The organism is Cetobacterium sp. ZOR0034 (genome assembly GCF_000799075.1).
Taxonomy (GTDB): Bacteria; Fusobacteriota; Fusobacteriia; order Fusobacteriales; family Fusobacteriaceae; genus Cetobacterium_A.
Genome location: NZ_JTLI01000007.1, coordinates 49,435 through 71,291, shown reverse-complemented (window position 1 = coordinate 71,291; position 21,857 = coordinate 49,435). Strand labels below are relative to the sequence as shown.

The following is a 21,857-nucleotide window of genomic DNA, read 5'->3' as shown; positions in this document are numbered from 1 at the left end:
AAGATAATTTAAAGATATTCACGGGAGGAGTAACAATGGTTAGTTTAAAAATGAAGTTATCATACGGTTTAGGTGCTCTTGGAAAAGATTATGCTTGTGCAATAGTTTATATATTCTTAATGTATTACTTTACAGATGTTTTAGGATTAGCTCCAGCATTTGTTGGAACGTTGTTTTTAGTTGCTAGAATGTGGGATGCTATAAATGATCCTGCTATGGGAATGCTTGTGGATAACACAAGAAGTAAATGGGGGAAATTCAGACCTTGGATTTTAATAGGAACAATTTTAAATGCTGTAACTGTTGTTGGAATGTTTACAAAGCCAGAGGCTTTTACAGGTAAAAGTTTATATATCTATATCTCAATAATGTATATACTTTGGGGAATGACTTATACAATTATGGATATACCTTTCTGGTCAATGATACCATCTCTTTCAAGTGATAAAAAGGAGAGAGAGCAAATTGCGGTTGTTCCAAGAATATTTGCAAGTTTAGCTTGGTTATCATTGGGAAGTTTCGGATTACCACTTATAGCGTATTTAGGAAAAGGAAACGAAGCTAGAGGATTCTCATTGCTTTCATTAGGAATTGCAGTGATATTTATTTTTACTTCGATTTTAACTGTTATGAATGTAAAAGAGCAGGTTGTTAGTAAAAAAGCGAGTGAAAAGATAAACCTTAAAGAAGCTTTCAAGCTAATATTAAAAAATGATCAACTTGTAGCTTTAATAGGAACAGTTTTAATGTTCAACTTAATGGCTCAAATATCTGGTGGAGTTGCAATCTATTACTTTAAATATGTTGTTGGAATAGAAAAACTATTCTCGGTGTTCACAGGATTCTCTGGACTTGCAGAGATTGGATCGTTATTGATGTTCCCGATTCTTTCTAGTAAAATTGGAAGAAAGAAAGTATTTTTCCTAGCGTGTGCTCTTCCAGTTGTTGGTTTCCTGATGTTATTCTTCTCTGGAGTAATAGCTCCGGGAAATGCTACATTGATTGCGATATCAGGAATCGTTGCAAAGTTAGGTTCTGGATTAACACTTGGAATTTCAACTGTAATGTTAGCTGATGTTGTTGATTATGGAGAGTTCAAGTTTGGTTCTAGAAATGAAAGTGTTATATTCTCAGTTCAAACATTACTTGTTAAATCAGCTTCAGCAGTTAGTGGATGGTTAATAGGTATGGGATTATCGATGGTTGGTTATGTACCAAATGTAGCTCAAACAGCTTCAGCTGTATTAGGAATAAAATATTTGATGATAGTGTTCCCAATTTTACTTTCTATTTGTGGGTATGTGATATATAGAAAATACTATAAATTGAATGGAGACTATTACGATGAGATTGTTGAAACAATAAGAGTGAAAAGAGAGATAGAGGCTTAAAAAAAGCCCTCGGTTTATAATAAGACCGAGGGCTTTTTTTATTCATTTTTTCTATCTTATTTTTCTATCCTATAAAAATAGGTGTTTCTAAATTTTCTAGAAGATTTAAGCCTGTTCTATTTGTTATTTTCTCCATAAAGAATGAACGACTTAGATTTCCCATTAGAATCAAACTAGATTTGTTAGCTGCAAAATAGAAATCTTCAAGAGATTCATCTTTTGAACTAAAAGGAATAATATCCCCTTTATATCCTTTGTTTTTTAAAAGGTCTAGCAGATGGTGTTTCTCATAATCACAGTTCCAAGTTAAAATAGGGAAACTTTCTAGATCTAAATTAGGGAAAAGATTTAAAAAATTATAAACACTCTTATTAACTTTTATTCCATCGTTAGATATTATGGAGATATTTTCAAAGCTAAGAGGTTTTCCTCTTAAAACAAGGATGGGTCTAAATGATATTTTTAATAGTTCTAGAAAGATATCATTTAAATATGAAGATTGTTCAATCATTAAAAGATCTGCGGTTTTTAAAAGAGTTTTAACTTCATCAACTCCAACTTCTGATTGAATCAATAAATTAGTATCGATATTGTATTTTTCAAAAGCTGAATTTATTTTAGAAATAAACTCATCCTCCATTCCGTTTAAAACAAAGGCAGCTTCACCTGAGTTTAGAAGTGTTTCACTTATAGGAGCTCTATAAGCGATGTCTCTAATATATAAAGGTACAAGTTCGAAGCCAAAGTGAGTTTTAAGATGTTGGTAGCTTTTTAAAATAAGATCTAAATTATTTCCGTTTTTTAATAATAAAACAACTTTTTTCATAATAAATCCCTCCTAAAGTGTAGAAAATTCTTCTAATCCTTATTTTCTAAAAAAAACAAATTTTCCTTTTATTAGTATAGGAAATATTAAAGGAATAGGCTATAATTTTTGTATTAAGAGGAATAAGTATTAAGATGTGAGGTGACGCTTTGGTGAGTTTTTTCAATTTTAGAAAAATACAGGAGATTTTCAGAAATATTTCAGAAAATATAGAACTTATTTTTGAGCAAAGAGATGGTAGAAATGAGATTTGTAGAATTTGTGGTAAGAGTGTCAATAACAATGATTTTTCGGTTCAATTCCAAGATGAATCTGAGGATAAGCTTACTTCAAGATGTTTATACTGTAATAAAACTTTTATAAAAGCAAAAGAGAGGATTTCGAGATAATCCTCTCTTTTGTTAAAATCTATTTTTTACCATAAAGTCTTTTTTCGATAGCATCAATAAATCTTTTTAAAACAAAGATTCTAGCGTAATATTTGTCATTGGCAGGAACTATATGCCAAGGAGCTGTAGTCGTTGAAGTTCGAGATATCATGTCCTCAATTGCAGAGTTATAATCTTTCCATTTTTCACGATTTCTCCAATCCTCCTCTGTGATTTTCCATTTTTTTTCAGGTGTATTTTCACGCTCTTTAAAACGTTTTAACTGCTCATCTTTTGAGATTTGTAACCAGAATTTTAAAACGATAGCTCCATCATCTATCCACTGCTTTTCCATATCGTTTATCTCTGCATATGAACGCTTCCATTCATAGTTTGTAGCAAACTTTTCAATACGTTCAACAAGAACTCTTCCATACCAAGTTCTATCAAAGATAGAGATGTGTCCATTTCTAGGAATAGCTTTCCAGAATCTCCATAGATAGTGATGGTTTTTTTCAATAGTGCTTGGTGCAGCGATAGGAATAACATCATATCCACGAGGGTCCATACGCCCAACCAATCTTTTAATATTTCCACCTTTTCCAGCAGCGTCCCATCCTTCATAAGCTATAATTACAGGAATACGTCTTGTATAAATTTCATGATGAAGATTATAAATTTTCTTTTGAAGTTTTTCTAGCTCTTTTTTATACTCTTTTTTATCTAGGGCTTTCTCTAGATTTATTTTATCCAGAGAGAACGGTTTTTTATAAGGTAAAAGAACATCATCTGGTCTAACTTCCTTTGCATTTAATTGACTCTCTATTTTTTCAACAATAATTCTGAAAATCTCTGACTTTGCTCCATAAATACTATCTGAAGAAATCACATTCCAACCACAATCGAAATTATTTGTACGTTCTAAAATATCTTCCCAAGTACCAGCAATAGTTTTATAATTAAAATTTTGTTGCCAAGCGTATGGGGTTACTTTCCATGACTGTGCTGGATTTTTTTTGGCTTTTATATATCTTTTTTTCTGAGTTTTTTTAGATACATGCAGAAAGAACTTTATAATAAGCATTCCACTTCTAAGAAGAGAACGTTCTATTTTATTTATCTCTTTACATCTTCTTGTAAGATTACTTTCCTCTGTAAAAGCATAATCATACCAAGATCTGTCAAAGATATGAAAATCTCCTTTTCCAGGGATATTTTCTATATATTGTTTAAAAGGTAGAGAGTTTCCTTCTAAAGGATGATTATGACTTACAACTTTATATCCTCTAGGATCTAAAGTAAGTAATATATCATTTATAACAGCACCTTTTCCTGAAGCTTCAAGGCCTTCAAAGATAATTAAAATAGGTAGCCCCTTTTCTTTAGCTGTTCTTTGAAGTTCACCAAGTTTTAATTTTAAAGGTTCGATTGTTTTTTCAAACTCTTTTCTTTTCATTTTAAGACAACTTTCATTAGTTAAAATACCCATAAAAAAATCCTCCTTAAACTTATATTAATTTAACTTTTCACGATAATCCAAAAGATGCTTTATCATCAGATCATAACGAGCTGGAAATTTTTTACTGTTGTTTCCAAAATATTTTTGCATAATCTCTAGCTCTTCTATTTTTACAAAATCTTCTAAGGTATTTATACCTCTTTCATGAAGAAGATTGATAATTTTTGGACTTATTCCTTGAGAGAAGTTTATATTGAATTTGTTATTTAGATATTTTCTAAGAGATGTAGAGTTGATTTCAATTTCATGAAGCGTATTTCCTTCAATTGTGTTAACAACTTTCTTTTCATACTCACTTATCTCTTTTGAAATACTCTCAAACTCTCTGTCTGCAATCTCTAAAAATCCAGCTAAAAGTTTAAAACGTCTTTTTATATCTGGAGGAAGATGTCCGCTAAATTTGTAATTTTTATCGTGCTCAACTTCGGCCCAAGCATGTTGTAAAATCGTTCTTACTTGAATCTCAAATTTTAAATCACGAAATCTTTCAAACTCTGGAAGAGCTAGAAGATTTTCAGGTAGAGTTGCAACAAGATGTATAGTTTTATATCCAACTTTATCTTCACCAAGATTATCACTTTTATCCTCACTGTTACTCTCGTCAATCAGAAAAACAGTTCTCAGATAGGCTTCGACAATTTTTGTTTCACTTTCTAAGAAGGTTATAACACGCAACCCGCAAAGATCAGTTGCTAAATCGATAGATGTATAGCCTTTTCGTTCTAATTTTTTTTGAAAACTTTCACGTGTTTTAGCACGACTAGTTATTGAGTGATAAACAATTTTCTCTTTTTCAAAGGAGTGTTTAAGAAAACGTTCTAATCTTTTACCCATTTTTCTGTAGAGCTCTCTATTTTTTTTATAATAATTTAAAATTTGAAATTGACTAAAATTAATATTTTCCATAGTTTCCATCCTTTAAATAAAAATATATATTATAGTTATATCACAAAAATTAAAAAATCCTTGTTTTTTTTATTTTATAATGCTACAATAGCTGAAATAATAAATCTAGGAGGTGTATTAAAAATGATAAAAAGAATAGATATTCAAAAAATTAATACATCTTTAACAGCGACAATTTTATTTTGGTGGTGGCCATAGTCAGTTTGTAACCTAGAAAAAAGGATACAAACTTATTTTAGCTTGGTAAAAACTAAAAAAGATTGTATCTGATAGATAAAAATGAGAAAAACATTTATTCCACAGGTATAGTCTGTGGATTTTTTTTATTTAAAATTTAGGAGGTGCGTTAAGTGAACGACAAAAGAGAGAAGTTTAGTAACAGAATTGGATTTATTTTATCATGTGTAGGAGCAGCTATAGGGCTTGGAAATATTTGGCTTTTCTCTTGGAAGCTAGGAACATATGGTGGAGGAGCTTTCTTAATTCCGTATTTTATATTTATGGCATTATTTGCGTATATAGGATTAGTTGGAGAGATATCATTTGGTAGAATGATGAAAAAGGGTGTTTTAGGTGTTGGTGAGTTGATGCAAAAAAGAGGTGTTCCTCTTGCAAAGATTTTACCAGTTTTGCCGATAGCATCTGTAGCGGGAATATTTACATTTTATGTTATAGTTTTTGGATGGATAATAAAATATTTTGTGACATATTTAACTTTAGATGTTGCAACAATAAATTTTGAACAATATTTTGGTAGTTTTGCTGGAAATGCCGAATCTATAGTTTGGCATTTGATTGCGGTATTAATCAGTATTGGAGTTATATCGTTAGGAGTTATAAAAGGTATCGAAAAGATAAATAAAGTTGTAATGCCACTGATGTTTTTAATATTTTTCGGTCTTATGATAAGATCGTTAACTCTACCTGGAGCTATGGAGGGAGTGAAGTATCTTTTAAATCCAGATTGGGATAAACTTTTAAATCCAGTGACTTGGGTTATGGCTTTAGGACAAGCTTTCTTCACGGTTGGTGTGAGTGGGTCAGCACTTCTTGTGTATGGAAGTTATTTAGATAAGGATGTTAATATATCTACAAGTGTAATTCAAACATGTGTTTTAGATACTTTGGCTGCACTTATGGCAGGGTTTATAATAATACCAGCAGCTTTTGCTTTTGGATTTAATCCCGGAGCAGGTCCAAGTTTACTGTTTATAACTTTACCATCTGTCTTCAATAATATTCCAGGTGGAAAGTTTTTAGGAATAATATTCTTTTTAAGTGTTATCTTTGCAGCGGTTTCTTCAGCTATAAATCAGTTAGAAGTTCCAGTAGAAGCAGCTATGCAAAAGTTTGGGATTTCAAGAGTTAAAGCGAGTGTTGTTGTTGGATTAGGGCTTTTCTGCTTAGGATTGCCACTTGATTTAGATATGAGTATGTTTGGAGCTTTTGCTGATTTAATGACGATATATCTAATACCTCTAGGTGCACTTTTAGTTTTAGGATTCTATTTCTATGGTATAAAAGCTGAAGCTATAGAGTATGAGATAGATTCTGGTTCAAATTATAAGATAGGAAAATATGTTGTTAAAATAGGAAAATATATATTTGTTCCCGGAGTTATAATAATACTGATTTTAGGTGTTTTATATGGAGGGATAGGATAGAAGGGTTAAATTATAAAAAGTGGATTGAGATTTCAATCCACTTTTTCAATTGTTATTTTAGATTCTGATGAATTTAAAATTATTTCTAAGTCTACTTGAGTATAATTTTTATTAAGAAAGTTAATTGAGTAATCTTTATTTTCTAGTGATTTTTTCAAAATTGTAATTACTTTATTGGTTGATATGGTTATTTGTTTAAGATTTTCCTTTAATAAAGTATTTGGATAGTAACATGTATTTGAACGAATAAATCCTAAACAGGTTATTTTTTTTCCTAAAACTGTATGTGACATTAATCGAATATTCTTATAATTGTTAGAATCGTATTCTCCAATTTCGCACTCAGAAGAAAGTAAAAAATGAAAGCTTTCTAAAACATCAAGTTTTAAGCGAGTTGTACCATCAGATTTTAAATTAAAGTCAGCTAAACCAAGAGTCCCATTTTTTAAATGATTATAAAATACTTCGGCTTTCAGGTGTGACTTTAGCCCTGTTAGATGAAAAAAGTTTTTCTTTAAAAAAATCATTCTTTTGAAGATGAAATTGTTAGAATTATCCTTATAAATAATTATGAAATCTTTATTTTTTAAAAAAGTTTCGTAGTTATTTAAAGCAACTTTTAGTTTCTTTAAAATATCTTTTTTATTAATATTTGTATTCACATAGTCTCCTAATGAAAATATAAAGACCACTTTAAAGTGGTCTTTAACTTCTAGTTTTTCTGTTGCCTACCAACGGTATCAGCCCTTATGTCTGATTTAAATTTTAGGTTTTTCTGTTGCCTACCAACGGTATCAGCCCTTATGTCTGATTTAAATTTTAGGTTTTTTAGGTGCTAGTTCACCTTTACTTTAATAAATTATACTCTTTATTATGTTAAAAGTCAATTTTTAATTTTTGTAAAACGAATGAAACTATGGTATATTTTAGTAAATAAGAATAGTTATAGATTAAATTCGCGATTAAAGGGGTGAGTTTATGAAAAAAGAGGTTTTTATAAATAGATCTAAAGAGATTATAAAGTTAGCTATTCCAGCGGTTGGAGAGATGATACTCTATATGCTTATCTGGGTTTTAGATACTCTTATGGTTGGGAAGTATGGAGGGGGAACAGCTGTTTCAGCCGTAGGATTTAGCTCTGAGATTATGTATACTTTCATAAATATATTGATAGGTATGGGATTATCAATATCTATTACTTCTATAGTAGCTAGAGCTCTTGGCGGAGGAGATGAAGATAAAGCTAAGAGTGTAGCTAATCTTGGAGTGAAGATTGGTATTTTCATAGCCTTTATTATGTTTTCTATCTTTTTTATATTTTCAAAAGAGATTTTGAGTTTAGGTGGAGCAAAAGGTGAAGTATTAGAGTTGAGCTATAAATATATGAGGATATGTTCTATTGGATTGCTGTTTAATATGATTACAAATGTTTTAAATGGTGTTTTTAGAGGAGCCAAAAATACAAAAATCCCTCTTTACGCTGCTGCAATACTTAATATAGTTAATTTATCGCTCGACTATGTTCTTATTTTTGGAAAGTTTGGTTTTCCAGAGCTTGGGATTGCTGGGGCAGCAATAGCAACTACAACTGGAAATATACTTGCTTTTATATTTATTTTGACAAAATTAAAAGAGTTACCTTTTAAGTTGACTTTGAAAGGTAGGATAGACTATTCTAATTTAAAAGAGCTAGTGGAGCTATCTATTCCTTCCGCTCTTAGTGAAGGAGCTTTTAGTATAGTGAGGCTTTTGAGTGTAATGATGGTGATGAAGCTCGGAAGTTTGGCATTTTCAGCAAACCAAATAACAGTTACGATAGAGAGTGTTTCGTTTATGCCAGGATGGGGATTCGCTATCTCGGCTGTTTCTTTAGTTGGATATAGTATAGGAAAGAAAGATTTAAAAGAAGCCCGTGAATATGCTAATGTATCACTACTTTTAGCTGTTATGGTTATGGGATTTTTCTCGATAATATTTTTGATTTTTTCAAAAGATCTCATACGAATTTTTATTAAAAGTGATGAAGTTGAAATTATAGCTCTTGGAGCGGCATGTTTGACAATAGCTTCAATTCAACAAATCCCGACCGCTATAGATATGGTATTATCAGCAGCTCTAAAGGGAATGGGAGATACGAAGACGCCGTTTAGAATAGTTCTGTTTTGTAACTGGTGTATAAGATTACCGTTGATGTACTACTTTATATATTTAAAAAAGATGCCAGTGACATATTTCTGGTGGATTACCTCACTTCAGTGGACAGTAGAAGCTGCAATTTTTGCAAAGTTCTATCGGGACAAGTTTTATAAAAATGTGGTATAATATAATGAAAAATTCTTAAAGTGAGGTGGAGAATGATTAAGAAAAATTTACCTTTAGGAGTGGATGATTTTAAAGAAGCGAGAGAAAATGATTTTTATTTAGTTGATAAATCTATGTTTATAGATGAGTTGTTGGAAAAGAAATCTAAGGTAACTTTGCTACCTAGACCGAGAAGGTTTGGTAAAACTTTGAATATGTCGATGCTAAAATATTTCTTTGATATAGAAAATAAAGAGAGTAATAAAACTTTATTCAATAATTTGGCAATAACTGCCACAGATAAAATGATATATTTTGGAGAGTATCCTGTTATATATATAAGTTTAAAAGATATAAAAGTTGATAATTGGGAGCTTTGTTTAAATAAACTTGGATTATTACTAAAAAGTGAAGCAACTAAACATGGTTTGAGTTTAGGTGAAGAGAGAGCAGAACAAGAAAATGCTCTTTTGACATTATCTGCAGCTCTTTATAAAAAATATGATAAAAAAGTTATTATTTTAATAGATGAATACGATACACCTCTAGTTACAGCTTATTCACAAGGGTATTATAATGATGCGATATTTTTCTTCCGTAATTTTTTAAGTGCAGGATTAAAAGGGAATCCGTATCTAGAGTTTTCTGTGCTTACAGGAATATTGAGAATAGCAAAAGAAAGTATATTTTCAGGATTGAACAACCTAACTGTTTCGAGTCTTTTAGATAGTGATTTTAATCATTTTGGATTGACTGAAGATGAAGTTGTAGAGCTGTTAAAATACTACGAGTTAGAGTATGAAGTAGAGGATGTTAAAAAATGGTATAACGGCTATAAGTTTGGAAAAAGCTGCGTGTACAATCCCTGGTCTATAATTAACTTTGCAAGTAAAAATGAACTGAACTCATATTGGGTAAACACAAGCGATAATAGTTTAATAAAAGAGTTATTAAATAAAAATGACAGCAAAGTTTTTGAAGAGTTAGAACTAATATTTAAAGGTGATACAATTTGGGAAGCAATTTCAGAAAATATAATCTTTGATGATTTAAATAATATAAATACAATATGGTCGTTAATGTTATTTTCTGGATATTTAACATATGAAGAAGCTAGAGTCTCATCAATAACCGGGCTTAAATCATACTCTTTAAAAATACCTAACGCAGAGATTAAAAGCTTTTTTAGACAAAGTTTTATAGAAGTTTATACAAAAGGTGATGTTCATTTTTATGGAACTATGATGGAAGATCTATTTTTGGGGAATTTAAATTCTTTTACAAGTAAATTCAAAAAGATGTATTTATCAGCAATCAGTTATCACGATAGTGCAGATAGTGAAAAATACTATCACCACTTTATGTTAGGACTTCTTTTAACATTAGGAGATAAATATACAATAACTTCAAATAGAGAGAGTGGATATGGGAGATACGATATCGCTTTAGAGCCAAAAGATAAAAGAAATTATGGACTTATATTTGAGTTTAAAACGAGTGATAAAGATTCCATCGAAGAAAAAGCAAGAGAAGCTTTAGCTCAAATAAATGAAAAAAAATATGATGTATCTATGAAAAACAACGGAGTGTTGAAAATCATAAAAATAGGAATGGCTTTTAGTGGAAAAGATGTCGCTATTGAGAGCCAAGTTGATTAAAGTAAAAAAGTAAAAAAGCTTAGAGGCTAGTAAAACCAGCTTCTAAGCTTTTTTAATATCTTATTTATTATGTTTTCTAGCTATCTTAGGGAAGATAAGTCCAAGTCCAACTAAAACTATTGGAGTCATAATGTTAAGAGTAATTTGGAAGAACCACTCTGAACTGAATGTCTCAATATTTTTAGGGAAGATTCCCATTAGACAAGCAAATGATGTGAAGGCAAAACACCAAACTCCGATTGCAGTTGCGATCTTATCATTTTTAACAAATTTAAATCCAGAATTAGAGTGTAAGTTTTTGTTTCTAACAAATCCTCTAAGTCCTATATATGCTAAGAATACCCAAAGATATCTAAGAGGCATAACGATAGAGTTCAGATCTAGTAACCAGTTATAAAGGTTGTTCATATCCCCAATACCGATTGCAGGGATTATTATTAAAATTCCAACTAATACAGCTGTCAATTTGTAACCATTTATTGGTGCACCATTCTCATTAACTTTAGTGAAAGCAGCTGGTATAAAGTTTCTATCCCCTTCTCCGATTAATATCTTAAGTGGAGCATCAATCGAGAACATAAGTGCTGATATTTGAGATAGAGTATTAGCTACAGCATATAAAACCATAAGAGCATTTCCAACTCCATAGTATTCACCAAGAAGTTTGAATGCGTAGTATTGACCGTTCATCTTTAAGTCAGCTGGTATGTTGCTACTGTTGAACATAATTCCCATAGCGAATGATCCAAGCAGTGCAGACATTCCAACCATAGCTGCAAGAGCTAACATCCCTTTAGGGAAATTCTTGTTAGGATTCTCAACATCTTTTACATATGGAGATATTTTTTCACAACCTCCAACAGCAAATACTAACATAGATATAGTAGTAAAGTATGTAAAGTCAAACTTAGGTAAAAACGTTGATAGTGTCCAAACCTCAGTTGCAGACTTTGCATCTACAAGAGATGGAGCAGCTACAGTTAGTAAGATATATAAAATACCCATAAAGAACATAGATGTTCCAGCAAGGGCTCCGATTTTCTTTAAAGAGTTCATTCCTTTAGATGATAACCAAAGGAATAGTATGAATATCCCTAAAACAATACTTTGTAAAAGTAATGGGTTAAATGTTTTTATAATATCTCCGTTTTGGAAGAAAACCCAACTTAATGCAACTAGTGCACTTTGTGGTTTTTGTGCTAAGTATGGGATGTGTACAACCCAATAAGTCCATCCAGCAAGATAAGCTATCATAGGACCATAAGTTGAGCCAACCCAACCTGAAACTCCTCCAGCTTTTTGTTCAAATACAGATCCCATCTCTCCTACCATAAGTGCATAAGGTAAGAAATAAAGAGAAAGGATTAAAATCCAAGATACAACAACTGTAAGTCCTTGGTTTGCGTAGTTATTAACAACGTTTCCAAATCCCCAAACAATTGTGAATCCCATCATTGCAAGCATACGCCAGTTTAATTTTTTTGATTCCATTGTTACAGTACTCCTTTTTGTTAAATATTTCACTTTAATATGTACAATTGTACAGTAAAAAAGTACATAAATCAAATATTTTTTATATATAAAAAAATGAAAAATGATTTTCAAAAAATATATACTATAAATTTGTTTCAAAAAAATATGAAGAAGATTAACAATTGAACAAAATAAATTTTAAATATACAATTTAGTATATAAAAAAATAAGGGGAGTGTGTGATGACGACTAAAAATAGAATAAGTGCATGGGAATTTTTCCAAAGCTTAGGAAAAACATTTATGTTGCCAGTTTCATTATTAGCAGCGATGGGAATACTTTTAGGAATAGGAGCAGCATTTACGGGTGGAACTACAATTGAGATGTTTCCATTTTTAGGAAATGGTTTTTTACAAGGTATATTTAATTTTATGATAAAAGTGAGTTTGGTAGCATTTTCATTTTTACCATTGATGTTTGCTGTTGCAATACCGTTGGGGATGGCAAGAGAAAATAAAGAGATTGCAGCATTCGCAGGACTTATGGGATATATATCTATGCAACTTGGAACAAATTTCTATCTGAGTGAAAGAGGGTTGCTAGATGTTGTAGATACAAGAATGGTTATGGGAATTCAAAGTATAGATACAGGAGCTTTAGGTGCTTTAATTTGTGGAGTTATAGTATTCTTTATTCATGAAAAATTCCAGAATATAGAGTTACCAGATGCATTTTCATTCTTTGGAGGAACAAGATTTGTAGCTGTAGCTACAGTTTTAATAATGTCAGTTATAGGATTGTTTGTACCTATGGTATGGCCGTTCTTTGCAGCTGGAATAAATAAAGTTGGAGCTATTATTGCAGGTGCAGGGGCGTTTGGACCATTCTTATTCGGAGCAGGAGAGAGATTGTTACTTCCGTTTGGATTACACCATATTTTAGTAGCAACAATTAGATTTACTGAAGCTGGGGGAACTTATGTTACAGCGGCTGGAGAAACAATTCACGGAGCTTTAAATATATTCTACAATCAGTTTGCAGCAGGACCAGAGTTTGTATCACCAGACGTAACAAAGTTCTTATCTCAGGGGAAAATGCCAACATTCATGTTTGGTTTAGCAGGAGCAGCATTAGCAATATATAAATCGGCGTATTTAAAAAATAGAAATAAAATAAAAGGTCTTCTTTTATCAGCGGTTGTTGCATCAGCAGTTGGAGGAATAACGGAGCCAATCGAATTTATATTCCTGTTTATAGCACCAGTTCTTTATGTGTTCCATGCTATTATGACAGGACTTGGATTTATGGTTATGGGATTATTAAAAGTAGTTATTGGAAATACAGATGGAAATATAATTGATTTCTTAGTGTTTGGAGTGTTCCAAGGCCTATGGACAAAATGGTACTTAGTTATTCCTGTGGGAATAGTTTGGTTCCTTATTTACTACTTTGTATTTAAGTGGTATATTGAAAAGTATGATATTCCTACTCCAGGAAGAGATAACTCAGAAGGAGCTCAGGAAGCTGTTGAAAGCGGAGATATAGCTGGATATACGGCAAAAATTATGTTAGAGGCTTTAGGTGGAAAGGATAATATAGTAAATTTAGATAACTGCATAACTAGACTTAGATTAGTAGTTAAAGATGCAAATTTAATAGATGTAGAAGCTGTTAAAAATGCAGGAGCAGTAAATGTTGTAAAACTTAGTGATACAAATGTTCAAGTTATAATTGGACCAAAGGTGCAAGTGCTGAAAAAGCAACTGCAAAAATTAATGTAAGATTAGGAGAGGGAGTAATCTCTCTCTTTCTTTGTAAGAAGGAGGATATTATGAGATTTGATGAAATTATAGATAGAAAAGGAACCTACTGTACGCAGTGGGATTATATAGAGGATAGATTTGGAGAAGGAACAAAAGATTTAACTCCGTTTTCAATATCTGATACAGATTTCAGATGTCCAGATGAAATTTTAAATGTTATATTAGAAAGAACAAAGCATGGTATTTTTGGATATTCTCGTTGGAATCACGAAGACTATAAGGGAGCTATAAAAGGATGGTACAATAGAAGATACAAAACATCTATAGAATCAGAGTGGGTTGTGTATGCTCCGAGTGTGATATATACAATCTCTATTTTGGTGGATAAACTTGTAGGAAAAGGTGGGAAAGTAATGACTCATACACCTAAGTATGATGGATTTACCAAGATTTTGAAACCTTATGAGCTTTTTGAAATAGAATTAAAAGAGACTCAAAAAGGTATCTATGAAACTGACTTTCTGAAAATAGAGGAAGGGTTTAAAAAGGGGGTAAAGTTATTTTTACTTTGTAATCCTGAAAATCCAATTGGAAAAGTTTGGGCTTATGAAGAGTTAAAAAAACTTATAGAGCTTTGCAAAAAGTATTCTGTAATATTAATTTCAGATGATATTCATATGGATATAGCTAGGAAAGAGGTAACTCCAGTTCTGAAAATAGATTCAGAAAACTGTATTGTTGTAAGTTCTGCCTCGAAAACATTTAATACACCAGCTTTAGGTGGATCATATGCCTTGATTCCACAAAGAGAGTTGAGAGATAACTTTATAACTCATTTAAAAGAGGTAGATTCAGTATCGTCACCAACAATATTTGGTGTACTTTCAACGATGGTTGCGTATAATAGTTGTGAATACTGGGTGGATGAATTAAATGAATATCTAACAAAAAACTGTGAATACGTTGTAAATGAATTGGATGGATATTATGGTATAGATGTTGCTGTTCCCGAGGGGACATATTTGATGTGGATCGATTTGAAAAAATGTGGCATAGATATGAATGAATTTAAAAAGGCTCTTATAGAAACTGGAAAAGTTGCAATTATGTCTGGAGAAGCATATGGTGATAGTAATAGGATACGTCTAAATGTAGGATGTCCACTATCGAAAGTAAAAGTTGGAGTAAACGGCATTAAAAGAGCTATTGAAAAACTTAAAAAGTAGAGTATAATAATTTTAGGTGATGATGATGAGTCTAAAAAGAAAAGAGTTAGAAATATTAAAGCTAGTTATAGATGGCAAAACATTTGGAGAGATTTTATCTAAGTTAGACACAAGCGAAAGAAATTTAAGATATATGCTTCAAAATTTGAATTTTTATCTAAAGAAAATTTTAGATAAAGTTATAGAAAAAGATAAAGAAAGGTTATTAATCTCTTTAGATGAGAGAGAGATTGATAACTTTTTTTCAACTGTATATGAAAATTACTATGTTCTAGATAGTTTTGAAAGAGTTGAATATATAGTAGTCGCATTCTTATTTTTGAAAGATATAAATTTAACAAATATAGAAAAAAGATTGGAAATAACAAGAGCTACATTGAAAAAAGATATAGAGATGGTTAATTTCAAATTAGAAAAATTTGGATTAAGATTAGAAGCTGAAAAAAATAGATTTCGAATTGTTGGAAATGAAAAAAAACTTAGACATTTAAAAGCTTTAAAGTATACTGAATACATTGAAAAAGACATAACTTGGCTAGATAAAAAATATCTATTTTCTGAGATGGATATAGTGAGATTGGATAGTCTCAAAAAAATAGTTTTAAAAATAGAGGAGATATTTTCTTTGACGTTTGATATAAAATTTATAAATTTAATGAATATATTTTTATATGTAACTTTAGAAAGAATTGAGGAAGGATTTATAATAGATAGAAAAGCGAATTATAAATTTTTGATAAACACCGAACACTACTCTATCATAGAGGGAATTCTTAAAGATGTTATTCCAAAGAGATTCAGCTATGAGCTTGTTCATTTGACAGAGTATTTTATTAGTGGTGGTGTCAAGGATAATATCTCAGAGTTGAAAAGCAGTGTTGAAAAATATCTTGAGGGATTAGAGATGAAATGTATAGAGGAGTTATCTTCATCTATCGAGAGTTTTGAGTTCTCAGAAGAGTTGAAAATAAAATTGATGGGGTATTTGATACCAGCTATATATAGACTTAGAAATAACTTTAGTATAGGAAAAATAGGAGAAAAAGGCAAGTTTTATGAAATGGTTTTTATTTATTCTACCGAAGAGGATTTTTTACCTGAAAAGTTAACAGAGTTTGAGATATATTATATTTCAAGTGAAATTGAGAAAGAGATAGGGAAAGAAAGTCAGAAAAAAATAAAATTAAGTCATTTGTTAGATATCATAGAAAGGAATAGTTTTAGTATAAATCGAGAGGATATAGTGAAGGAGCTACTCGATTCTTATGGAAATTTAATTAAGATAGATAAAATATAATAGATAGGAGTCTTCCCATTAGACTCCTATCTATTATATTTTTAAATCTAAATGGATGATTTCTAATGTTTCATCAGAGTCTTTTAATTTATTAAATAGTTTTAAATCTGCAAAAACACCAATAATTTTAACATCATTATTTTTTTTATACTCCTCAAAAAAATGTATATTTACAAAATCAAGAATGGTAATATTGTATTTGTATTCAAGTTGTTCTTTCATAGTTTCTAAAATGTATTTGGGTATTGTTTCATAAAAAATAGTAATTTTTTTATTTTCAGTTTTTTTTGGTGCATTTAAAATGAAATATATAATCATCACATCCATAAAAGATACATTCCAGTAATATTTTTTAAATTCTTTATAGAGTGCGATACAACTTTTTGAAGTATGAAAATCCATATTTAATTTTAAAAAATGTAGTTCATAAACCGTCAGATAATGTTTTTGTTTACTTGAAAACCCTAATCTTATAATATGATTTCTAAGAGCCTCTTCTTGGTGAATAGTAAGATTTCTATCTAATGCATTTTTAATGATTTTTCTCCATTTTAAAGTATGATTCTCCAGATATATTTTTTCTTCTGGAAAGTTACCTCGACATATTTTTAAAATATTTAAAAAAGAGCTAATATCATCAAATGAGACATGTTTAAAAAGGGAGTTATGTAGATAGTTATAAAACTCGGATAATTCGTCATCTGAAAAAGCTTTACTAAAATATGTTTTAAAGCAAAATTTATCTTTTAATGTAAATTCTAAAGTGTTGTGAGGATACTCCTCTATGATATCTTCATATTGTACATATTTAAAACTAATATAAAATGAAAGAAGAAGTACTCTATTGTAAAAGAACATATCAAAGTTAGAGTTACACATAATTTTTTCGATATCGTTCATCAGTTGTTCTCCAATTTCTGGGTCGAGTTTTATAGATGAAAAGTTATCTTTAAAAATTTTTGGAAGAAATTCCTCTTCAACGAAATATTTGTATATATAACAGCAAAGGGCACGTTTTTTATTAATTTTTTCTCCTTCTAAAAAAATTCCTCTTTCAGCATGACTTTCTATTTTTAAATCGAAGATGCTTAAATCTTTTCTCATATTTACTAAATCAGCATTTAAGGTTCTACGGGAAATTTTTAAAAGATCTGATAGAGAATCTAAATTTAAAGTGCTATCAATTAAAAGTTTTAGAATTAAAAAAAAGATTCGATCTTCTTTTGAAACTGTATGATTCTCTTTAAAAGAATTAATTATTTCCTTTTTTTTAATGATATCTTTTATTATAATATCCATTTTTCCGGTTTTTTCCTTATTTGAAATAAGGGTATGAATTTCTTTTAAATAATTATTTAAATTAGGTCTAGAAATTTCTAATATGGATTCAATAAAATCCAGATTTTCTCCCCTAGTGAATTGTAAGAGGTTTAAAACTCTTAGGTGTTTAGTATTGAATTCTAAAGACATATTTTGCCCCCCTCGAAAACACAGAAGTAAGATGTGTTTTTTATTGTTATTATAATTATTAAAAAATCAAAAGTCAAACATAAAAAAGTAAAAGCAGGAAATTTTTCCTGCTTTTTGTTATAAATTTTGTAAGAATGTGATAGCCATCTTTGCCGTGACAACTGTAGTTATTATAAGAAAGACAGGACGTATAAATCCAGTCCCCTTTGTTACGGCAACTTTAGCTCCTGTGCTAGCCCCAAATAGCATAACCGCTCCAACCGCTAAAGCGTACATATAAGCTATTTTTCCGTAGTATATAAAAGTTATTACACTAGCAACGTTACTAGCCAAGTTTAAGAACTTTGAATTTCCACTACTTCTAATAAAATCAAATTTAAATATTCTAATAAGTCCAAATATAATGAATGAACCTGTTCCTGGACCAAAGAATCCATCGTAAAACCCAAGAGAAAAAGCAAGCAAAATTCCTAGCTTTATATTAGATGAAGTAAGCCCAGTGAAATTATCACAGGTTCCAAGTTTTTTATTTTTTAAAGTATAAATTAATACAGCAAGTAAAAGTCCAAAAGCGATAGGGTAAAGATATTTTGAATCTATTAGCATAACTGATTTTACTCCTAAGATTGCTCCTATAAATGAGAATGGAATAAGGTATTTAATTAGATTCCAATTAATCTTACCTGATCGAGCAAATTTTAAAGCACTTCCACTACTTGAAAAGAAAGCTGCTAATTTATTTGTTCCAAGTGCCATGTGTGGATCTAGTCCAGCAGCCAAAAAGGCTGGTAAACTTATAAGGCCTCCACCTCCAGCGATAGCATCGACAAAAGCAGCACAAAAGCAAGCTGATGCTAAAAACATAAAGTTAACAATTGAAATCTCTGAAAAAAATAGTTCTAACATAGAATCCCCCGAATAAATTATTTATTTCTTAGTATATCATCTAGATAGTTTTTGCACAATAGCTCTTTTTGAGCTTTAGTTAAAGCTTTTATTCGAATCTCTTCTCTAGTTGCTTCAGATCTATTTTCTCTCTCGAAGATTGCAGAAATTTTAATAGGTTTATTAACTTTTGTATATTTTGCACCCTTTCCACTTTGGTGCTGTTTAAATCGTCTTTCGACATCTGTAGTAATTCCTGTGTATAAAGAGTTGTTTTCACATCTTAGAATATAAATATACCACTTTTTTTCCATGTAATTCTCCCACAATAAAGTTTTACTTTAATTATAGAGTATTCATGAATTTTTGGAAAGCCTCTTTTCCAAGAGTATCTCTTTTGAATACTCCAGCGTGCTCTAAAACTGTTGAGAATGTTTTTCCAATCTCCTCTTTTAAAACCTCGCCATCAATAGTTTTTTCTCTTCTAGAAGAGATTTCATTTATCCAATCGAAATGTTTTTCAAGTACAGAATCATTTTTTAGATTCTCCTTCCAATTAGGTTTCTTTAGAGCCTTTTCAAGAAGAGACATCTCCTCTTGAAGTCTTCCAGGTAGAATCGCCAGTCCCATAACCTCAATAAGACCAATATTTTCTTTCTTTATATTGTGAACCTCAGAGTGAGGGTGGAAAATTCCCATAGGGTGTTCATCAGATGTTCTATTGTTTCTAAGAGCTAAATCGATTTGGAACTTTTCTCCGACTCTTCTAGCGATAGGAGTAACAGTGTTGTGTGGTGTATCACCAGAGTGTGAATGTAGTTGTACACTTTCATCACTGTAATTTTTCCAAGAGTTAAATATGTGCAGAGCAGCATTTGATAAGCTCTCTTTATCAGAACCTGTAAGTCTTACAACAGACATAGGCCATTTAACAGTTCCACATTCGATTTCTGGGAAATCTTTTAAATCAAATCTATTTTCAATTTCAGCTTTCTCCATAGGGAAGATATGCTTTCCAGCTTGATAGTGATCGTGTGATAGAATCGATCCACCAACTATAGGTAGATCAGCATTTGATCCAATACAGTAGTGTGGGAACTGTTCTACAAATTCTAAAAGACGATCGAAAGTGTCTTTGCTCATCTTCATAGGTCTGTGCTCTTCACAGAAAACTATTGAGTGCTCATTGTAGTAAACATATGGTGAGAATTGGAAATACCAGTTCTCAGATTTTAAAGTCATCGGAATAACTCTATGTGTGCTTCTAGCTGGATGATTTAATCTTCCTGCATATCCAACGTTATCTAAGCAAAGTAAGCAACTAGGATATGAAGACTTTGGCATGTTTTTCTCTCTTTCAATATCCTTTGGGTCTTTTTCTGGCTTAGCTAGATTTATCGTAATCTCTAAATCTCCATAAGGTGTTTTAGAGAACCAGTGAAGATTTCTTTTGATTCTAGCATCTCTTATATAGTTTGTGGCCTTAGAGAAGTTATAGTAATTTAAAGTTGCGATTTCTGGAGATATAGCATAATCAGTTTTAAATTTTTCTATAACAGTTTTTGGTCTTGGAAGGATACAGTTCATAATTTTTGTATCTAAAAGTTCCATCTCAGCAGGTGAATTGTTTATTAAGTCATTTTCTATAGCCCATCCACAAATATCTAAAAGTATAGCTTCAATATCTCTACCAACTTTTGGAGCATCATCTTTCCAATCATCTAGATTTAAACTGTCTAAAATAAGGTTTCTAGAGTAGATAAGCTCATCCTTGTCGATAAGCTCTTTCTCTAGACCGTAGTTTAAAAGTTCATTTATAAGTGAGAATATCATTAGAAATCACCTAACTTTCTAGCCCCATCTCCAGGGTTACCAATATAGAATGCAGCCTCTAATCCAGTTTTTTCAAAATATTTCTTTCCAACATGAGCTATAAACTCTTCTAAAGAATCATTTTTAACAAGAGAAACAGTACATCCTCCAAATCCAGCTCCAGTCATTCTAGAACCGATAGTTCCTTTTTCTTCAAGAGCCGCTTCAACTAAACTATCTAATTCAAATCCAGTAACCTCATAGTCATCTCTAAGTGAGTTGTGAGATCCAATCATAAGTTGTCCAAATCTATTTATATCTCCAACTTTTAAAGCTTCCATTGCATTTAAAACTCTAACATTTTCGCTTACAGCGTGTCTCACTCTAGGAATAGCTTCCTCTGATTTTATATGGTGTTTAACACTTTCAAAAAGTTGCATATCCATATCACAAAGTGAGTTAATCGCTACACCAGCTGCTTTTAAATCTTTTAAAGCACTTTCACAAGAAGCTCTTCTCTCGTTGTATTTAGATTCTCCAAGTCCTCTTCTTTTGTTGGTATTTGCAATTACGATAGAGATATCGTTTAAAATAAACGGAGCGTAAGAGTACTCTAAAGTGTTGCAATCTAAAAGAATAGCGTGATCCTTTTTACCCATTCCAATAGAGAATTGATCCATAATTCCACAGTTTACTCCAATAAACTCGTTCTCAGTTTTTTGACATAGTTTCACCATCTCTACCATATCAACATCTAAATTGAAAAGATTTTTTATGATAACTGATGTTAAAACTTCAATAGAAGCTGATGATGAAAGTCCAGCACCATTTGGAATATTTCCGTAGAATAAAACATCAAAACCAGAATCTATTTTGAAGCCAGCATCTAAGAAAGTTTTTACAACTCCTTTTGGATAGTTTGCCCAATCATCTTTTTTATCATATATTAAAGAGTCTAAAGAGAACTCTATTATTCCTAAATCTTTAAAGTTTTCAGAGTACATTCTAAATGTTTTGTCCTCTCTTTTTGTTAAAACAGCATATGTTCCAAAGTCTAAAGCACAAGGAAAAACTTTTCCACCGTTATAATCTATATGTTCTCCGATTAGATTAACTCTTCCTGGAGCAAAGAAAACCTCTGTAGTTGTATCACTATCTTTTTTAAACTCTTTTTTAAAATTGTGTACTAAGTTTTTGATAAGTTCCATAAATATCTCTCCCCTTTTTTAACTCGTTTTGTTATTTTGATTTGAGTATACTGCAAAAAAAAATGTTTTAAAAGATAAAAATGCTGTTTT

The 21,857-nt window shown here is 30.8% G+C and carries 18 protein-coding genes; 8 read left to right on the top strand and 10 right to left on the bottom strand.

Going from position 1 to position 21,857, the window contains the following annotated elements; all coding sequences use genetic code 11:
* The first annotated feature begins 35 nt into the window (after positions 1 to 35).
* A complete protein-coding gene (melB, locus tag L992_RS02515) occupies positions 36 to 1,391 on the top strand; it encodes a melibiose:sodium transporter MelB (RefSeq protein WP_047394194.1) in 1,356 nt (451 codons plus the stop codon).
* Between the two features lie 64 nt (positions 1,392 to 1,455).
* On the opposite strand, the gene L992_RS02510 is transcribed toward melB, so the two are convergent.
* Positions 1,456 to 2,217 carry a hypothetical protein gene (locus L992_RS02510; protein ID WP_047383660.1) on the bottom strand — a complete coding sequence of 254 codons (762 nt, stop codon included), beginning with the start codon at positions 2,215 to 2,217 and terminating at the stop codon, positions 1,456 to 1,458.
* 152 nt (positions 2,218 to 2,369) lie between these two features.
* On the opposite strand from L992_RS02510, the gene L992_RS02505 reads away from it, so the two are divergent.
* Positions 2,370 to 2,606, top strand: a complete 237-nt coding sequence (locus L992_RS02505; RefSeq protein ID WP_047383658.1) for a hypothetical protein — start codon at positions 2,370 to 2,372, stop codon at positions 2,604 to 2,606.
* Between the two features lie 19 nt (positions 2,607 to 2,625).
* Here the strand turns inward: L992_RS02505 and pap are convergent, their stop codons facing one another.
* Positions 2,626 to 4,074, bottom strand: a complete 1,449-nt coding sequence (gene pap, locus L992_RS02500) for a polyphosphate:AMP phosphotransferase (protein ID WP_052191784.1) — start codon at positions 4,072 to 4,074, stop codon at positions 2,626 to 2,628.
* 24 nt (positions 4,075 to 4,098) lie between these two features.
* Complete coding sequence (locus tag L992_RS02495) at positions 4,099 to 5,010, bottom strand: GTP pyrophosphokinase family protein (protein ID WP_052191783.1); 912 nt, start codon at positions 5,008 to 5,010, stop codon at positions 4,099 to 4,101.
* Between the two features lie 350 nt (positions 5,011 to 5,360).
* Between L992_RS02495 and L992_RS02490 the strand changes: the two genes are divergently transcribed.
* The gene (locus tag L992_RS02490; protein ID WP_047394190.1) at positions 5,361 to 6,674 is read left to right on the top strand and encodes a sodium-dependent transporter; all 1,314 of its coding nucleotides are present in this window, start codon (positions 5,361 to 5,363) and stop codon (positions 6,672 to 6,674) included.
* A gap of 32 nt (positions 6,675 to 6,706) precedes the next feature.
* Here L992_RS02490 and L992_RS02485 read toward each other — a convergent pair whose 3' ends face one another.
* Positions 6,707 to 7,336, bottom strand: coding sequence for a PBECR4 domain-containing protein (locus L992_RS02485; RefSeq protein ID WP_047394188.1), 630 nt, complete (start codon positions 7,334 to 7,336; stop codon positions 6,707 to 6,709).
* A gap of 316 nt (positions 7,337 to 7,652) precedes the next feature.
* Between L992_RS02485 and L992_RS02480 the strand changes: the two genes are divergently transcribed.
* Both L992_RS02480 and L992_RS02475 read left to right on the top strand, forming a co-directional pair.
* On the top strand, positions 7,653 to 8,996 hold the full coding sequence (locus L992_RS02480) for an MATE family efflux transporter (protein WP_047394186.1): 1,344 nt from the start codon (positions 7,653 to 7,655) through the stop codon (positions 8,994 to 8,996).
* 32 nt (positions 8,997 to 9,028) lie between these two features.
* The gene (locus L992_RS02475; RefSeq protein ID WP_052193881.1) at positions 9,029 to 10,633 is read left to right on the top strand and encodes an AAA family ATPase; all 1,605 of its coding nucleotides are present in this window, start codon (positions 9,029 to 9,031) and stop codon (positions 10,631 to 10,633) included.
* Between the two features lie 60 nt (positions 10,634 to 10,693).
* On the opposite strand, the gene L992_RS02470 is transcribed toward L992_RS02475, so the two are convergent.
* The gene (locus tag L992_RS02470) at positions 10,694 to 12,124 is read right to left on the bottom strand and encodes an amino acid permease (protein WP_047383654.1); all 1,431 of its coding nucleotides are present in this window, start codon (positions 12,122 to 12,124) and stop codon (positions 10,694 to 10,696) included.
* A 224-nt stretch (positions 12,125 to 12,348) separates the two neighbouring features.
* On the opposite strand from L992_RS02470, the gene malX reads away from it, so the two are divergent.
* Genes malX through L992_RS02455 form a run of 3 tightly spaced genes read left to right on the top strand, consistent with a single transcriptional unit; the run spans position 12,349 to position 16,392 of the window.
* Positions 12,349 to 13,887 carry a maltose/glucose-specific PTS transporter subunit IIBC gene (gene malX, locus L992_RS02465; protein WP_047383653.1) on the top strand — a complete coding sequence of 513 codons (1,539 nt, stop codon included), beginning with the start codon at positions 12,349 to 12,351 and terminating at the stop codon, positions 13,885 to 13,887.
* A gap of 50 nt (positions 13,888 to 13,937) precedes the next feature.
* Positions 13,938 to 15,095 (top strand): MalY/PatB family protein, encoded by a 1,158-nt coding sequence (locus tag L992_RS02460; RefSeq protein ID WP_047394182.1) that lies wholly within the window; start codon positions 13,938 to 13,940, stop codon positions 15,093 to 15,095.
* A 25-nt stretch (positions 15,096 to 15,120) separates the two neighbouring features.
* Positions 15,121 to 16,392 carry a helix-turn-helix domain-containing protein gene (locus L992_RS02455; protein ID WP_047394180.1) on the top strand — a complete coding sequence of 424 codons (1,272 nt, stop codon included), beginning with the start codon at positions 15,121 to 15,123 and terminating at the stop codon, positions 16,390 to 16,392.
* Between the two features lie 33 nt (positions 16,393 to 16,425).
* On the opposite strand, the gene L992_RS02450 is transcribed toward L992_RS02455, so the two are convergent.
* The 5 genes from L992_RS02450 to L992_RS02430 all read right to left on the bottom strand — a co-directional run bounded on the left by L992_RS02450 (position 16,426) and on the right by L992_RS02430 (position 21,767).
* Positions 16,426 to 17,691: a helix-turn-helix domain-containing protein gene (locus L992_RS02450; RefSeq protein WP_156110628.1), complete on the bottom strand. Its 1,266-nt coding sequence runs from the start codon at positions 17,689 to 17,691 to the stop codon at positions 16,426 to 16,428.
* A gap of 288 nt (positions 17,692 to 17,979) precedes the next feature.
* Complete coding sequence (locus tag L992_RS02445) at positions 17,980 to 18,768, bottom strand: TSUP family transporter (protein ID WP_047383648.1); 789 nt, start codon at positions 18,766 to 18,768, stop codon at positions 17,980 to 17,982.
* 17 nt (positions 18,769 to 18,785) lie between these two features.
* Entirely contained in the window at positions 18,786 to 19,061 is a 276-nt protein-coding gene (locus tag L992_RS02440; RefSeq protein WP_047383647.1) for a GIY-YIG nuclease family protein, read from the bottom strand.
* A 31-nt stretch (positions 19,062 to 19,092) separates the two neighbouring features.
* Positions 19,093 to 20,580 (bottom strand): UDP-glucose--hexose-1-phosphate uridylyltransferase, encoded by a 1,488-nt coding sequence (locus tag L992_RS02435; RefSeq protein ID WP_047394175.1) that lies wholly within the window; start codon positions 20,578 to 20,580, stop codon positions 19,093 to 19,095.
* Entirely contained in the window at positions 20,580 to 21,767 is a 1,188-nt protein-coding gene (locus tag L992_RS02430) for a galactokinase (RefSeq protein ID WP_047383644.1), read from the bottom strand. The genes L992_RS02435 and L992_RS02430 overlap by 1 nt, the downstream gene beginning before the upstream one ends.
* Between the last annotated feature and the right edge of the window lie 90 nt (positions 21,768 to 21,857).

What these genes read in the sequence shown, in the direction of transcription:
- L992_RS02455 (WP_047394180.1), top strand. Translation starts at nt 15,121, where the DNA reads ATGAGTCTAAAAAGAAAAGAGTTAGAAATATTAAAGCTAGTTATAGAT.
- L992_RS02475 (WP_052193881.1), top strand. Translation starts at nt 9,029, where the DNA reads ATGATTAAGAAAAATTTACCTTTAGGAGTGGATGATTTTAAAGAAGCG.
- L992_RS02440 (WP_047383647.1), bottom strand. Translation starts at nt 19,061, where the DNA reads ATGGAAAAAAAGTGGTATATTTATATTCTAAGATGTGAAAACAACTCT.
- L992_RS02430 (WP_047383644.1), bottom strand. Translation starts at nt 21,767, where the DNA reads ATGGAACTTATCAAAAACTTAGTACACAATTTTAAAAAAGAGTTTAAA.
- pap (WP_052191784.1), bottom strand. Translation starts at nt 4,074, where the DNA reads ATGGGTATTTTAACTAATGAAAGTTGTCTTAAAATGAAAAGAAAAGAG.
- L992_RS02495 (WP_052191783.1), bottom strand. Translation starts at nt 5,010, where the DNA reads ATGGAAAATATTAATTTTAGTCAATTTCAAATTTTAAATTATTATAAA.
- melB (WP_047394194.1), top strand. Translation starts at nt 36, where the DNA reads ATGGTTAGTTTAAAAATGAAGTTATCATACGGTTTAGGTGCTCTTGGA.
- L992_RS02480 (WP_047394186.1), top strand. Translation starts at nt 7,653, where the DNA reads ATGAAAAAAGAGGTTTTTATAAATAGATCTAAAGAGATTATAAAGTTA.
- L992_RS02510 (WP_047383660.1), bottom strand. Translation starts at nt 2,217, where the DNA reads ATGAAAAAAGTTGTTTTATTATTAAAAAACGGAAATAATTTAGATCTT.
- L992_RS02460 (WP_047394182.1), top strand. Translation starts at nt 13,938, where the DNA reads ATGAGATTTGATGAAATTATAGATAGAAAAGGAACCTACTGTACGCAG.
- malX (WP_047383653.1), top strand. Translation starts at nt 12,349, where the DNA reads ATGACGACTAAAAATAGAATAAGTGCATGGGAATTTTTCCAAAGCTTA.
- L992_RS02445 (WP_047383648.1), bottom strand. Translation starts at nt 18,768, where the DNA reads ATGTTAGAACTATTTTTTTCAGAGATTTCAATTGTTAACTTTATGTTT.
- L992_RS02470 (WP_047383654.1), bottom strand. Translation starts at nt 12,124, where the DNA reads ATGGAATCAAAAAAATTAAACTGGCGTATGCTTGCAATGATGGGATTC.
- L992_RS02435 (WP_047394175.1), bottom strand. Translation starts at nt 20,580, where the DNA reads ATGATATTCTCACTTATAAATGAACTTTTAAACTACGGTCTAGAGAAA.
- L992_RS02450 (WP_156110628.1), bottom strand. Translation starts at nt 17,691, where the DNA reads ATGGATATTATAATAAAAGATATCATTAAAAAAAAGGAAATAATTAAT.